At 72.0% G+C, this 13,426-nt stretch carries 11 protein-coding genes; 3 read left to right on the top strand and 8 right to left on the bottom strand.

All coding sequences use genetic code 11. The annotated features are described in order from the left end of the window. Positions 1-3 precede the first annotated feature (3 nt). Positions 4-1,392, bottom strand: coding sequence for a malic enzyme-like NAD(P)-binding protein (locus tag ACWEGE_RS26395; protein WP_449663129.1), 1,389 nt, complete (start codon positions 1,390-1,392; stop codon positions 4-6). A 105-nt stretch (positions 1,393-1,497) separates the two neighbouring features. After that, positions 1,498-1,677 carry a hypothetical protein gene (locus ACWEGE_RS26390; protein WP_176174556.1) on the bottom strand — a complete coding sequence of 60 codons (180 nt, stop codon included), beginning with the start codon at positions 1,675-1,677 and terminating at the stop codon, positions 1,498-1,500. Positions 1,678-1,765: 88 nt separating this feature from the next. Here ACWEGE_RS26390 and ACWEGE_RS26385 point away from each other — a divergent pair, with 88 nt between their 5' ends. Together ACWEGE_RS26385 and ACWEGE_RS26380 are read left to right on the top strand one after the other, a co-directional pair. After that, positions 1,766-4,003, top strand: coding sequence for a helicase-associated domain-containing protein (locus ACWEGE_RS26385; RefSeq protein ID WP_449663128.1), 2,238 nt, complete (start codon positions 1,766-1,768; stop codon positions 4,001-4,003). A gap of 56 nt (positions 4,004-4,059) precedes the next feature. Continuing rightward, the gene (locus ACWEGE_RS26380; RefSeq protein ID WP_449663127.1) at positions 4,060-4,620 is read left to right on the top strand and encodes a hypothetical protein; all 561 of its coding nucleotides are present in this window, start codon (positions 4,060-4,062) and stop codon (positions 4,618-4,620) included. Here ACWEGE_RS26380 and ACWEGE_RS26375 read toward each other — a convergent pair. The 6 genes from ACWEGE_RS26375 to ACWEGE_RS26350 all read right to left on the bottom strand — a co-directional run bounded on the left by ACWEGE_RS26375 (position 4,617) and on the right by ACWEGE_RS26350 (position 11,703). Beyond that, positions 4,617-5,846 carry a DUF742 domain-containing protein gene (locus ACWEGE_RS26375; RefSeq protein ID WP_449663126.1) on the bottom strand — a complete coding sequence of 410 codons (1,230 nt, stop codon included), beginning with the start codon at positions 5,844-5,846 and terminating at the stop codon, positions 4,617-4,619. The two genes, ACWEGE_RS26380 and ACWEGE_RS26375, sit on opposite strands and share 4 nt — an antisense overlap. A 6-nt stretch (positions 5,847-5,852) precedes the next feature. Further along, a complete protein-coding gene (locus ACWEGE_RS26370; RefSeq protein WP_043776340.1) occupies positions 5,853-6,269 on the bottom strand; it encodes a roadblock/LC7 domain-containing protein in 417 nt (138 codons plus the stop codon). A 402-nt stretch (positions 6,270-6,671) separates the two neighbouring features. Continuing rightward, a complete protein-coding gene (locus tag ACWEGE_RS26365) occupies positions 6,672-7,280 on the bottom strand; it encodes a GTP-binding protein (protein WP_043776338.1) in 609 nt (202 codons plus the stop codon). Next, positions 7,261-8,040: a DUF742 domain-containing protein gene (locus ACWEGE_RS26360; RefSeq protein ID WP_449663125.1), complete on the bottom strand. Its 780-nt coding sequence runs from the start codon at positions 8,038-8,040 to the stop codon at positions 7,261-7,263. The genes ACWEGE_RS26365 and ACWEGE_RS26360 overlap by 20 nt, the downstream gene beginning before the upstream one ends. Positions 8,041-8,065: 25 nt before the next feature. Next, positions 8,066-8,527: a roadblock/LC7 domain-containing protein gene (locus ACWEGE_RS26355; RefSeq protein WP_003085376.1), complete on the bottom strand. Its 462-nt coding sequence runs from the start codon at positions 8,525-8,527 to the stop codon at positions 8,066-8,068. Between the two features lie 20 nt (positions 8,528-8,547). Further along, complete coding sequence (locus ACWEGE_RS26350) at positions 8,548-11,703, bottom strand: sensor histidine kinase (protein ID WP_449663124.1); 3,156 nt, start codon at positions 11,701-11,703, stop codon at positions 8,548-8,550. A 715-nt stretch (positions 11,704-12,418) separates the two neighbouring features. On the opposite strand from ACWEGE_RS26350, the gene ACWEGE_RS26345 reads away from it, so the two are divergent. Beyond that, entirely contained in the window at positions 12,419-13,426 is a 1,008-nt protein-coding gene (locus ACWEGE_RS26345) for an ABC transporter substrate-binding protein (RefSeq protein ID WP_449663123.1), read from the top strand.

Raw genomic sequence — 13,426 nt, 5'->3', positions numbered from 1 at the left:
GGCTCAGCGCTCGGCGCGCACGGCCTTCCGCACGGCTTCGGCGACCGCGGGCGCCACCGCGCTGTCGAACACGCTCGGCACGATGAACGACGCGTTCAGCTTCCCGTTGTCCACCACGTCCGCGATCGCGTCGGCCGCGGCCAGCAGCATCGAGTCGTCGATGTTGTGGGCGTGGGCGTCCAGCAGGCCCCGGAACACACCCGGGAACGCCAGGACGTTGTTGATCTGGTTCGGGAAGTCGCTGCGGCCCGTCGCCACCACCGCCGCGTGCTTCTGGGCCTCCAGCGGGTCGATCTCCGGGTCCGGGTTGGCCAGCGCGAAGACCACCGCGTCGTTGTTCATCGTCGCCACCTGGTCGGCGCCGAACAGGTTCGGGGCCGAGACGCCGATGAACACGTCGGCGCCCACCAGCGCCTCGTGCAGGGTGCCGCTGACCTGGTCCTTGTTCGTGTGCGAGGCGATCCAGGCCAGGTTGTCGTCGAGGTTGCCGCGCGCGGAGTGCACGATGCCGTCGATGTCCGCCGCGACGATGTCGGCCGGGTTCTTCTGCAGCAGCAGGCGGATGATCGCCGAGCCGGCCGCGCCGACGCCGCTGACCACGATCTTGCAGTCCTCGATGTTCTTGCCCACCACGCGCAGGGCGTTGCGCAGCGCCGCGACCACCACGATCGCGGTGCCGTGCTGGTCGTCGTGGAACACCGGGATGTCCAGCTGCTCGCGCAGGCGCTTCTCGATCTCGAAGCAGCGCGGCGCGGCGATGTCCTCGAGGTTGATGCCCGCGTACACCGGGGCCAGCGCCTTGGCGATCATGATGATCTCTTCGGTGTCCTGGGTGTCCAGGCACACCGGCCACGCGTCGACGTCGGCGAACTTCTTGAACAGCGCCGCCTTGCCCTCCATCACCGGCAGCGCCGCCGCCGGGCCGATGTTGCCGAGGCCGAGCACCGCGGAGCCGTCGGTGAGCACCGCGACGGTGTTGCGCTTGATGGTCAGCCGGCGCGCGTCCTCGGGGTTGGCCGCGATCGCCTGGCAGACGCGGGCGACGCCCGGGGTGTAGGCGCGGGAGAGGTCGTCACGGTTGCGGAGCGCGACCTTGGGCGTGACCTCGATCTTGCCGCCGAGGTGGATCAGGAACGTCCGGTCGGAGACCTTGCGGACCTTCACCCCGGGCAGCGAGTCGAGCGTCTGGGTGATGTCGTTCGCGTGGTTCTCGGACAGCGCGTTGGCGCTGATGTCGACCACGATCGAGTCGGAGTGGGACTCGACGACGTCGAACGCGGTCAGCACGCCACCGACGCGCCCGACGGCGGCCGTCAGGTCACCGGCCGCGGTGACCGAGGCCGGGGCCTCCACCCGGACGGTGATCGAATATCCGGGACCGGGAACCGGCATGGCACTACCCCCGTGGTGGGAAAGGTGGGCTGGGACGGGAGGAAACCTACTCCCGTGACCGCCCTCACGAGGGGCCGATACCGGTACTGACCAGTAACTATGCGGTCAGCGGTTGATCTCGGTCTCGGGGTGCACGTAGGGCACCGTGTCGAGCGGGAAGGTGATGTCACCGAACGGCGAAAGCGCGCCCTGGCGGTCGGACGCCAGCTCGGTCACCGGGTGCTCGCCGGCCTCGCCCGGCCAGGTCGGGTCGACGCCCTTGTGCTTCTTCTCACCCTTGGCCACAACGTCCTCCACAGCGTTTCAAGTCTTCGAAGGACAGTCTGCCTCAGCCCGCGCGACCCGTCACAACCGCCCGGTACCCTGGTCTTCTATGCCCGCGACCTCTTTGGCGGACTGGCTGCGTGCGGAGTCCGACGGCGCACTCGCAGAGCTGCTCCGCACGCGGCGCGACCTGTCCACGCCCCCGCCCTCCGACAGCACGGTGCTGGCCACCCGGGCCGGCACGCCGGGCTCGGTGGCGCGCGCCTGCGAGGACCTCGACACCTTCACCCTGGCCGTGCTCGAAGCCTGCCTGCTCGCCGGCGCGGACCACGACCCGGTGCCGGTCGAAGACGTCGCGAAGCTCGTCGGCGCCGACGTCGCCGCCCCGCTGGCCCGGCTCCGCGCCCGGGTGCTGGTCTGGGGCCCGGACGACGCCCTGCGCGTGCCGCCGGCGGCCCGGGAAGCCCTCGGGCCGTTCCCGGCCGGGCTGGGCGCGTCTTCGCCGTCGCTGGCCGGCGAAGACCTCGAGGCGCGACTCGCCGAGCTGCCCGACGACGAACGCGGCGTGCTGTCCGCCCTCGCCGCCGGCCCGCCGATCGGCCGCACCCGCGACGCCGGGCTGGACCTCTCGCTCGAGAAGGCCGAGACGCCGGTGCAGAAGCTGCTCGCCCGCGGCCTGCTGCTGCGGCGCGACGACCAGACCGTCGAGCTGCCGCGCGAGCTCGGCATCGCCGTGCGCGGCGGCGCGTTCGCGCGCGGCACGCTCACCGAGCCCGAGCTGCCGGTCCACCCGCACCAGCCGTCCACTCTGGACGAAGCGGCGGCCGGCGAGGCGATGGAGTTCCTGCGCCAGACCGAAGCCCTGCTGCGCGCGTGGTCGGCGGCCCCGCCGCCGGTGCTCAAGTCGGGCGGCCTCGGGGTGCGGGAGCTGAAGAAGCTCGCCAAGGACCTGGAGGTCGACGACACCCAGGCGATCCTGCTCGCCGAGCTGGCCGTCGGCGCCGGGCTCGTCGCCGACAGCGAGGCGACCGTGCCCGAGTGGGTGCCGACGACGCTGACCGATTCGTGGCTCGCGTCGCCGACCGCGCAGCGGTGGATGACGCTCGCCCAGGCGTGGCTGGAGCTGCCGCGCCTGCCGGGGATGGCCGGTGGCCGCGACGCCAAGGACAAGCCGATCGCGCCGCTGTCGGAGGACCTGCGCCGCCCGCTGGCGCCGGTGGCGCGACGGCGGATCCTCACCGCGCTGGCCGACCTGCCCCGCGGTGCCGGCGTGAAGAGCGTCGACGAGCTCGTGTCGGTGCTGGCCTGGCGCGCGCCGAGGCGGGGCGGGCGGCTGCGGGACGAGACCGTCCGCTGGACGATGGCCGAGGCGAGCGCGCTGGGGATCGTCGGGCTCGGCGGCGTCACGACGGCGACGCGGGCCCTGCTCGCCGAAGACCGGCCGGGCGCGGTCGAGGCGATCATGGACGCGCTGCCCGCGCCGGTGGACCGCGTGCTGCTGCAGGCCGACCTGACGGTCGTCGCGCCGGGGCCGCTGGAGCCGGAGCTGGCGGCGGAGATCTCGGCCGTGGCCGACGTCGAGTCGGCGGGGCACGCGACGGTCTACCGGATCACCGAGGCGTCGGTGCGGCGCGCGCTGGACACCGGCCGCACGGCCGACGAGCTGCACGCGTTGTTCAAGACGAAGTCGGCGACCCCGGTGCCGCAGGGGCTGAGCTACCTGGTCGACGACGTCGCCCGCCGGCACGGGCGGCTGCGCGGCGGCGTCGCGGCGTCGTTCCTGCGCTGCGACGACGAAGCGCTGCTGGCCGAGGTGCTGGCCCACCCGGTCGCGGCGGAGCACGCGCTGCGGCTGATCGCGCCGACGGTCGTGGTCAGCCCGGACCCGCTGCACGAGGTACTGGCGGGCCTGCGCGGCGCCGGGTTCGCCCCGGCGGCGGAGGGTCCGGACGGCCGCGTGGTCGACATCCGGCCCGGCGGCCGCCGCCTGCCGGCGAAGGCTAGGGCGGCCCGTCGCAGCCCGGGCGAGCAGGCGGTGCTGACCGAGGACCAGGCGGCCCGCATCGTGTCCAACCTCCGAGCGGGCGACGCGGCTTCGGCACGCCGCCGCGGATCCGCGGTCCGGGCACCGGTCGGCGGCGGCGCGGACACGTCGGCGACGCTGGAACTGCTGTCCCGGGCGACTCTCGAGCGCCGCGAGGTGTGGATCGGCTTCGTGGACTCCCGCGGCACGGCGAGCCAGCGCGTGGTCCGGCCGGTCCGCGTCGGCGGCGGAGTCCTCGAAGGCGAGAACAACGAGCGGTACTCCCTGCACCGGATCACGTCCGCCGCGCTCGTCGAGGACTGACGCCGGATCCGGTGAATCCCACGCCGGCGGCGTCCGGCCGGTGGTAGGCCTGGATCATGAAGCGGGGAACGCGGGTGACGGCGTTGGTGGCCGCGGCGGTCGTGAGCGGGACGGGCTTCGCCACGGCGGAGCACTCGGCGTACACCGTCCGCGGGACCACGCACATCGCGAAGCCGGACGCCGATCTCGAGCTCGGGCCGGGCCGGGCCGAGCTCGACGTCGGACCCGGGACGTTCTCCGGGACGATCACGCTGCCGCCGGTCGAGGTGACCCGGTCGCTGCCCGGGATCGGGCAGGTCCGCGGCACCGTCACGTTCGGCCCCGGGCACGCCGGGGGCACGCGGGCCGGCGGCTTCTCCGGCTCGGCGACCTGGCCGGTGACGCTCACGGACGTCCGCGTCAACGGCGTCTCCTACGACGTCGGCGAGTGCGGCACGGCCGAGCCGCTGACGACCGAGCTGACGTCGGACGACTTCACCCCCGGGACGGGCGGGCGCCTCGAATCGACGTACGCGATCGGGCCCTTCGAGAACTGCGGCTCGGCGACGCCGATGATCAACGCCGTCGTCCCGGGGCCGGGCAACACCCTCGTCCTCGACCTCACCGCGGCCGGCTAGAGCGCGCGCAGGCCCGCCAGGACGCGTTCCATGAACTCGCGCGACGACCGGTCGCCGAGGATCAGCTCGGTCTGGTGGATCAGCACCAGGCCGATGTCGGCCATGTCGCCGACCAGCACCTTCACTACGCCCAGTGGCAGCCGCAGGTGCGCGGCGATCTCGGCGACGGACCGGGTGTCCAGGCACAGGTCGCAGATCCGGCGGTGCTCGACCGAGCGGACCCCGCGGTAGCGGCGCCCGTCGTCGGACGTCGAGACCAGGGCCTCCAGCGCCAGGTTGTGGTCGGACCGGGTGCGGCCGCCCGTGCGGGTGTACGGGCGGACCCGCGACCCCGGCGAAGCGACCGGCGCCGGGCTCGCCACGCGGGCCGGCTCGTTCCAGGCCGGGTCCTCCCACGGTTCCGGGTTGGGGATCCAGCGGGTCTCCGGGTCCGGCGGGGGCGTCCAGTCGGCGGGCGGCGGCGGGGCCCACGCGGGTGGGGGCGCCGCCTGCCGCGACACCGGGTGCGGGCGCGAAACCGGGGCCGGTGGCCGCGGCGCCGGCGGGCGGGGGGCGAGCGAACGCGGGGCCGGCGGCCGGTGCGACGGCGGCGCGGGCGGGCGCGCACCCCGCGGCGGGGTCCACGCCGGCTCCAGCGGCGGCGGTTCCGGCTCGAACCGCTCCCCGTCCTGCCACTCCGGCTCGACGGGGTCGTAGCCGTCGTCGGCCACCACCGGTGAGTGGGTGCCCTGGAAGCCCAACGGGTCGGCGGGCTCCGGCGCACGCCGTCGGCCCTGGTAGCCCCCGAACGGCGGGCGGTCCTGCTCGCCGGCGAACTCCGGCGCACGCCCGCCCGGGAAACCCCCGGGCTCCGGACGCGCGAACCCGTCTCCGGCCTCGGGCTCAGGATGGTCGTAGTCGCCCGCGTACTCCGCCGAGCGCCGGCCCGGGAGCGCCTCCGGCTCCGCCGAACGCCTGGCCCGGCGGCCCGTGGGCTCGCCGTCGAACTCCGGCGCGGGAGCCGCGTAGTCCTCGCCTTCGTCGGCCGAAGAGCCCCACTCGCGGGTGTCCTCGTCCGTGTAACCCTGCGCGTCCGGCTGTGGGCGGGCCGGCTTGCGCTTGGGCATGATCATCGACAGCGTCGACATGTCGAACTTGCTGGGCGAATCGAAACCCTCGCGCTCGGTGCCGCGGTGCAGTGCGTCCCAGCCGCTGGAGTCCGGATCGTCGAATCCCGAAATCCTCATCTCGCCCTACCCACGCACGCCGCCCTGCAGCTGGGCGCGGAGCTCGGGGGTGATCTGCTGGCCGACCCGCTCGACGAGCAGCGTCATCTCGTAGGCGACCGTGCCGATGTCGCACGTCGGCGCGGCCAGCACGGCCAGCGACGAACCGTCCGAAACGGACATCAGGAACAAGTAGCCGCGCTCCATCTCCACCACGGTCTGGTTGACGCCGCCCGCTTCGAAGCAGCGCGCGGCCCCCGCCGTGAGGCTGATCAGCCCGGACGCGACCGCCGACAACTGCTCCGCGCGTTCCTGGGGCAGCCCTTCCGACGGCGCCAGCAGCAACCCGTCCGCGGACACCAGAACGGCGTGCGCGGCACCGGGTACCCGGCGGACGAAGTCCGTGATGAGCCAGCCGAACGAACCCTGGCCGGAAGCCGTCACTCCTGCTCCTCCTTGCTCGTGCGGCGTCGCCCGCCGCACCCCGGAGCGCCCGGCACGGCCGGTCGGCGACGCCACGGTAAAGCGTATTCGCCCCGCCGGTGCTGTCGAGTCCGCCACCGGCCGGCCGCTGCGCACCCTACGTGTGCGCCCGGCCGGGTTCCGCCGCGGCCCGGCTCGCCTCCCCCATCCGGGGGACGCACCACGCGGCTGCCCGCAGCCCGCGCCCATGCGCTGTCCACGCAGGTCAGCGCGGGTGCCGATACCCGGTGTGGACGACTCTGTCCCCGGCTCCGACGAGCCGCACCCGCCGGTTACTCCTCCGGACGGTGACAGCACTCCCCGAAGTGGGTGAAGCACGTGGAGTTCACTCCAACGGCCGCATCCGGATCGGGGCGTCATGGGCTATCCCGCGCGCAACGCCGAATCGTGCGCGATCGCGTGCTGGACGACCGAGATCAGCACCTGCTTCGCGGACTCGCGCTCGCGCGCGTCGCACGCCATGATCGGGACCGACGGCGCGATGGTGAGCGCGTGCCGGACGTCCTCGATCTGGTGGTGCAGCAGCCGGTCGAAGCAGTTGATGGCCACGACGTAGGGCAGCTTCCGGTTCTCGAAGAAGTCGATCGACGGGAACGCGTCGGCGAGCCGCCGCGTGTCCACCAGCACGACCGCCCCGATGGCACCGACCGCGAGGTCGTCCCACATGAACCAGAACCGGTGCTGACCCGGCGTGCCGAAGACGTACAGCACCAGGTCCGAGTCCAGCGAGATGCGCCCGAAGTCCATGGCCACGGTCGTGGTGGTCTTGTTGGGCGTGGCCGAGGTGTCGTCGTGTCCGACGCTCGCCTCGGTCATCATGGCCTCGGTGGTCAGCGGGTCGATCTCGGAGATCGCCCCGACCAGCGTTGTCTTCCCCGAACCGAACCCGCCGGCGACCACGATCTTGGCCGACGAGGTCGGACCCGTCACCTGCGGCGCGTTCGCGTCGGAGTCAAATTCTCCGAAGCCCACTGAGCACCCTTTCCATGAACTCGATACTCGGGCGGTCACCCACGGTCGGGCTGCTGGAGTGCACCAGCACCAGCCCGAGGCCCGCCACGTCACCAATCAACACCCGCACCACGCCGAGCGGCAGGCGCAGCAGCGCCGCCACCTCGGCCACCGACCTGGTGTCGAGGCACAGGTCGCAGATCGACCGGTGCTCGGGCACCCGGACCCGGTCCAGCATCCGGCCCTGTTCGCTGGTCGAGATCAACGCCTCGATGGCCAGGTCGAGCGTCGCCTTCGTCCGGCCCCGGGTCCGGAAGTACGGCCGGACCAGGCCGGACGTCTCCATCTCGGTCGGCGGCGGCGTGTCCACGTACTCCTGGTGGGCCTGCTGCGGCAGTGCCGCGGCGAACTCACCGGAGTCCGGACCCGCGCCGAAGTCGCGCTCGGTCGTGTACGCCGCGAAGTCGCGCGCGTCGTACAGCGGCCCGCTCGACCCGCCGAACAGCTCCGCGCCCGGACCGCCGAGCAGGCGGTCGCGGTACTCGGTGCCGCCGGCGATCGGCCGGAGCGGTTCCTGCCCGGCATTGCTGTCGGTCAGCCAGTTCGGCGGCTCTCGCACGGGGTCGCTGTCGGAGGCCTGCACCCGCCGCGCACGCCACTCGCGGTCGACGCGGTCCCGGAACGACTGCCAGTCCTCCCGGCCCTCGTCCGACTGATCGGACCACCCGCCGGAGAAGTCGTCACCGAGCCGGCCATCACCCCTCAAGCGCCCGTCGTCCACGGCTCTCTCCTCGGTTCCCAGGTCCTCAGCGGCGGACGGCCGCACCCTGCAGTTGCGCCCGCATCTCCGGAGTCAGCTGCTGGCCGACCCGCTCCACCAGCAAGGTCATCTCGTAGACGACCAGGCCGATGTCACTCTCCGGCGACCCCAGAACCGCCAGACACGAACCGTCGGAAACCGACATGAGGAAGAGGAAACCGTTGGCCATCTCGACCACGGTCTGCGCCACCGTGCCGCCCTCGAACACCTTGGCCGCGCCGCGCGCGAGGCTGGTCAGCCCCGACGCAACCGCGGCCAGCTGGTCCGCCCGGTCCTTCGGCAGCCCTCGCGAAGCCGCCAGGAGCAGGCCGTCGGCCGAAACCACGACCGCGTGGGCCGCGCCGGGCACCCGGTGCACGAAATCCGTGATCAGCCAAGCGAAGCTGCCGGCATTGTTCGCCTTGGCATGCGCCTGGCCGTTCGGCTGCGCGGAGCCACCCGGCTGCATTGCACCCGCCCGTGTCACTTTCACTCCTCACTGCTGTCTGTGGTGTTGCCACGCCCCGGAACCCCGCTGCCTTCCAGCCTGTCTTCGGCCGGGAGTTCCTTCAAGGCGTGCCGTCCCGAGGTGTAGCCCCGCTGGAAGCTTGCCATCCGGCTCCGCGCCGCGGACGCGGAGCGGGTGATCGCACCCGTTCCGGGCATACCGGCGGTCGCGTCGGCGAAGTTGTTCTGCGCCGGTGCCTCGGGCGTCGAGCTGGGGCTGCTGATCGATCCCGGCACCAGGTAGGCGTTCGGGATGCGCTTGGGCAGCCCGGCCGGGGTGATCTCCTCGTTCTTGGACTCCAGCAGCGACTGCGCCGCCTGCCAGCCGTCGTCGGAGGCGCTGTGCCAGCCGTCGTCGGCGGGCAGCAGCGGGTGCCGGGTCGCCGCGGTCGGCTGGAGCTCGTCGCGGGACGGCTCGGCCGGCTCGGCGGCGGGCGCCGGGTGCTCGTCGGCACCGGTGAGCGGCGGCAGGTTGGGGTCTTCACCCTCGCCCTGCGGCGGCACCGGGTCGGCGGCCGAGTCGTCACCCTCACTGAACCAGCGTGACAGCACCGACTGGTAGATCGGCAACCGCCGGGTGGGTACATCGTCCTCGAGCGCCGACGAACCGACCTCGGCCGCGGGCGGCGGCGCCGGTGGCGGCTCCTCCGGCGGCACGTACTTCGGCTCGCGCTTGGGCAGCACCAGCGGCGCGAACTGCGTGTCGGCGGCCCGCGAGCTGGCCCCGTCGCCGTTGGACGACGGCGTCAGCGGCGCCAGGTCCTCGGCGGTCGGCCAAGCCGGCGTGTCGGGCTTCGGCAGCTCCGGCGACAGGAACGGGCCGGCCGCGCGGCCGCCGCTGACCAGGTCGTCCAGGCTGATCGGCTGGTCGAGCGGCACCAGGCCGCCCTGGCTGGCCACCGGCTCGGGAGCCGGCGGTGGCGGCAGCGCCGGGGTCGGGTTGGAGCGCGGCGGCGGCGTCTGCGCGAACGTCTGCGTCTGGTCGAAGTCCGAGCGCGCGGCCGGGATCGGCGGGATGCTCGGCATCGACATCGACGTCTCGGAGCGGTTCGCCGGCGGCGGCGTCTGCCGCTGCATGCCCGGGCGGAGCTGGGTGAGCAGCTCGGCCGGGACGACGACCCTGGCGATCACGCCGCCTTCGATGTCCTCGTTCTCGCGCAGCCGGACCTCGATGCCGTGGCGCTTGGCCAGCCGCGAAACCACGTACAGACCCATTCGCCGGGTCACCGACACGTCCAGGTCCGGCGGGTCGGCCAGGCGGGCGTTGACCTCGGCCAGCCGCTCCTCGCTCATGCCGACACCGTGGTCGGTGACCTGGATGGCGAGCGCCTTCCGGCGGGTCACCACGGCCCGGACGATGACCTTCGTCTCCGGCTCGGAGAAGTAGGTCGCGTTGTCCAGCAGCTCGGCGAGGACGTGCACGAGGTCGTGGATCGCGAGGCCCTGGACCGCGACGTCGGGCACGATGCCGACCTCGATCCGGGCGTACTGCTCGATCTCCGACACCGCGGCGCCGATGACGTCGGCGGCGGGCACCGGCTTGGGCACCGACTTCGCCAGGCCGGCGCCGGAGAGCACCAGCAGGGACTCACCGTTGCGCCGCAGCCGCGTCGCGAGGTGGTCGAGCTCGAACAGGCTGGCCAAGTGGTCCGGGTCCTGCTCGTCGGCCTCGAGCCGGTCGATGACGCCGAGCTGGCGTTCCACCAGCCGCTGCGACCGGCGGGACAGGTTCACGAAGATGCCGTTGACGTTCTCGCGCAGGAGAGCCTGCTCGGCGGCCATCTTGACGGCCTGTTCGTGGACGATGTCGAACGACCGCGCGACCTCGCCGATCTCGTCGCGGGAGGTGACGGGCACCGGCTGGACGGCCTTCTTCGAGGCGCCGACCGGGTCCGGGTCGTCCAGGATCGCCTGCACGGTCTCCGGCAGCCGGGTGTAGGCGACGTCCAGCGCGCTCTTCCGCAGCACCCGCAGCGGGCGCAGCATCAGGCGGGCGACGATGAGCATCAGCACGACCGCGAGCGCCAGCGCGGCGAGCACCACGGCACCGCCGATCCACGCCGAGTTGACCGCCTGCGTGGCGAGGTCGTCGGCGCGGGTCTTGAGCTGGGCCAGCAGGTTCGACTCGACCGCGTGCAGCTTGTCGGCCGACACGGTGCTGTCCTTGCCGAGCGCGGTGGTGTCGATGTTCGGCGGGTCACCCAGCTGGGCGAAGGAGAACGCCGAGGTCTGGATCCGGCGGCGGTCGTCGACCTCCGGGCCGGAGTAGGTGTCGTTGTAGAGCTGCCGCTGGTCGTCGTCGGCGTTCGCGAGGAAGGCCGCGACGGAGGCGTCCGCGCTGGAGGCCGACGCACGCGTCTGGTCCAGCAGGTCGCCGGGGAAGTTGCCGCGGAACGCGGCGATCTGCAGCTCGGCGTCGGAGCGGGTGGTGAACTCCTTGGCCTCGCTGATCGCCTGCGTGCTCGTGCCGAGGCGCAGCACGTCCCGGTCGGTGACCGCGGTGGTCACTTCGCGGCCCAGCTCGATGAGCGAGTCGACGATGCCCGAGTAGGCGGTGAGCACCGTGATGTCGGGCAGGCTGTTCTGCGTGTTGAACGCCGCCCGCAGCGGGCGCAGGGCGTCCAGGCGCTGCAGACCGCGCGTGTAGCGGTCCTTGGTCGCCTGGTCGTCGTAGTCGAGGGTGCGCGCCGCGTCGCGCAGGCCGCCGACTTCGCGGTCGACCTTGGCGATCTGCGAGTCGAGCCCGGTCTGCAGCAGCTGGTTCTGCGAGGAGATCCGCGCGACGGCCAGCGAGCGTTCGTTCTGCAGCTCGTGCACCACTGTGGTGACCTTGACGGCGAACGCGACCTGGTCGGCGGTGCGCTGGAACTCCGCCGCCTCGCGGGCGTCGTCGAACACGCGTACCGCGCCCAGTGCGAGCGCCGTCAGTGTCGGGATGATCAGGACCGCGGCCAGCTTGGACCGCAGCCGCCAGTCGCGCATGCCGGAGAACAGCCCGGCCTTCCGGCCCGGATCCGCTCCGGGCGACTGCGCGGGGGCCCCTCCCACCCCCGCGGCGTCTTCGTTCGGCACCGCCGCTCCACCATCATCGTTCGTGCTCGGGAAACCCTGGTCGGTCCAGCGCCCGCCAGGGCGCATCGCGTTCTCCTCAGCCACTCGTCTGCACGCTCCCGGCGTTCCGGCGCTCCGGCCCATCGGAAGGAGCCCAGCGCAAGACGCTACCCGTACGGGTGAAAAGATCGTCTTTGACGGGGGTTCCTGAACCCCGTCCAGCCGGACGGAATCGGTTCAGCTCGAGCATCACGGTCGGGTCCCTGCGCTGGTCCTGCATCGGTCTGTTGATCGGCCTAACCCACCGGCGCGGCGGTTGTGCCCGGCCAGGCAGTGGTCATTGCGGGGAAGATTCTCTCAGGAAAAGCACAGTGTGTGCTGGTACACCGAAGTGGGACTTCTTGATCGGCCATCCAGGCACTCTCTCTCACTACATCGGAGGTTGATACCTCCCCGCAGGTGCAGAGGGTAGCGAACGGCCGGGGAAGATGTAACCCTCCCGACAGCACCCGCTCAATCTTGCACAGCGTTCGCTCAGCCGACGCACAGCAGTCATCGCTGATTCGGGAACCTGCCCCTACGCTGGGTGAACCTCTACGACGAGTGGAGCAGTGGGTCTAGACCAGAGGCCGAAAGAGTGACGTGCGCCACTCGGTCAGGTAGTGATTCCACCCATTGTGAGCAAGCTGTCACGTTCTCTACAGTGGCCCGCGTGACTTCCGGTAATGAGTCACGCACTTCCACTGAAATCGGTTCCCCAACCGTCACTTTCTTCAAGGAGCAGGCCTTGCTTGGAAACGCCATGAGCAGTGGCCGGGTTCGCACTCGCCGCGCCGCGCTCGGGCTCGCCCTCACCGTCGCAGCCGCCACGGCCCTCACCGGCTGCAGTGCGCTCGGCTCGGACAGCTCGAACGCCTCGTCGAACGGGAGCGGCCTGGAGAAGTCGAAGATCAAGGTCTCCATCATGCCGACCACGGACCTGGCCCCGTTCTGGCTGGCCGTGGACGGCGGCTACTTCAAGGCCGAGGGTCTCGAGGTCGAGCAGATCGTTGCCAAGAGCGGCCAGGAGTCGATGCAGAAGGCGATCAGCGGCGAGGCGGACATCGCCCTCTCGACGTACACGCCGTTCTTCGTCGGCAAGAGCAAGGGCGCCGCGGACATCCAGCTGGTCGCCGACGGCACGTCGGTCAACGCCAAGAGCAACGCGATCGTCACGGTGCCGAACTCGCCGGTGAAGACGGTCAACGACCTCAAGGGCAAGCGGATCGCCATCACCGCCCTCAACACCGCTTCGGACATCCTCACCAAGTCCGTCATGAAGGACCACGGCGTCGACTACAACGACGTCAAGTGGGTGCCGGTCGCGCTGCCGAACATGGCGGCGGCCCTGAAGGACAACCAGGTCGACGCGGCCTACATGCCGGAGCCGCAGCTGTCCCAGGCGGCGAAGGTCGTCGGGGCCACCCCGGTCATCGACATCAACACCGGCGCGACCCAGGACTTCCCGCTGACCGGCTACGGCGCGACGACCAAGTGGGTGCAGTCGGACCCGAAGACCCTCGCGGCCTTCCAGCGCGCGATGAAGAAGGCCACCAGCGACATCATCAACGACCGCTCGAAGGCCGAGCCGCTGCTGGTGAAGTACGCGAAGATCGACGAAGACACCGCCAAGCTGCTGACCCTGCCCGGCTACGGCTCCACGCTGGACGCCCGGCGCCTCCAGCGCGTCCCGGACCTGCTGCTGCAGATGGGCGTCATCACCAGCAAGGTCGACGCCGCGCCGATGATCGCCCCCCAGGTGACCAGCTGA

Source organism: Amycolatopsis sp. NPDC004747, from assembly GCF_053601335.1.
Note: the sequence above shows the minus strand (reverse complement) of the source record. Positions and strands in the feature narration are given on the sequence as shown.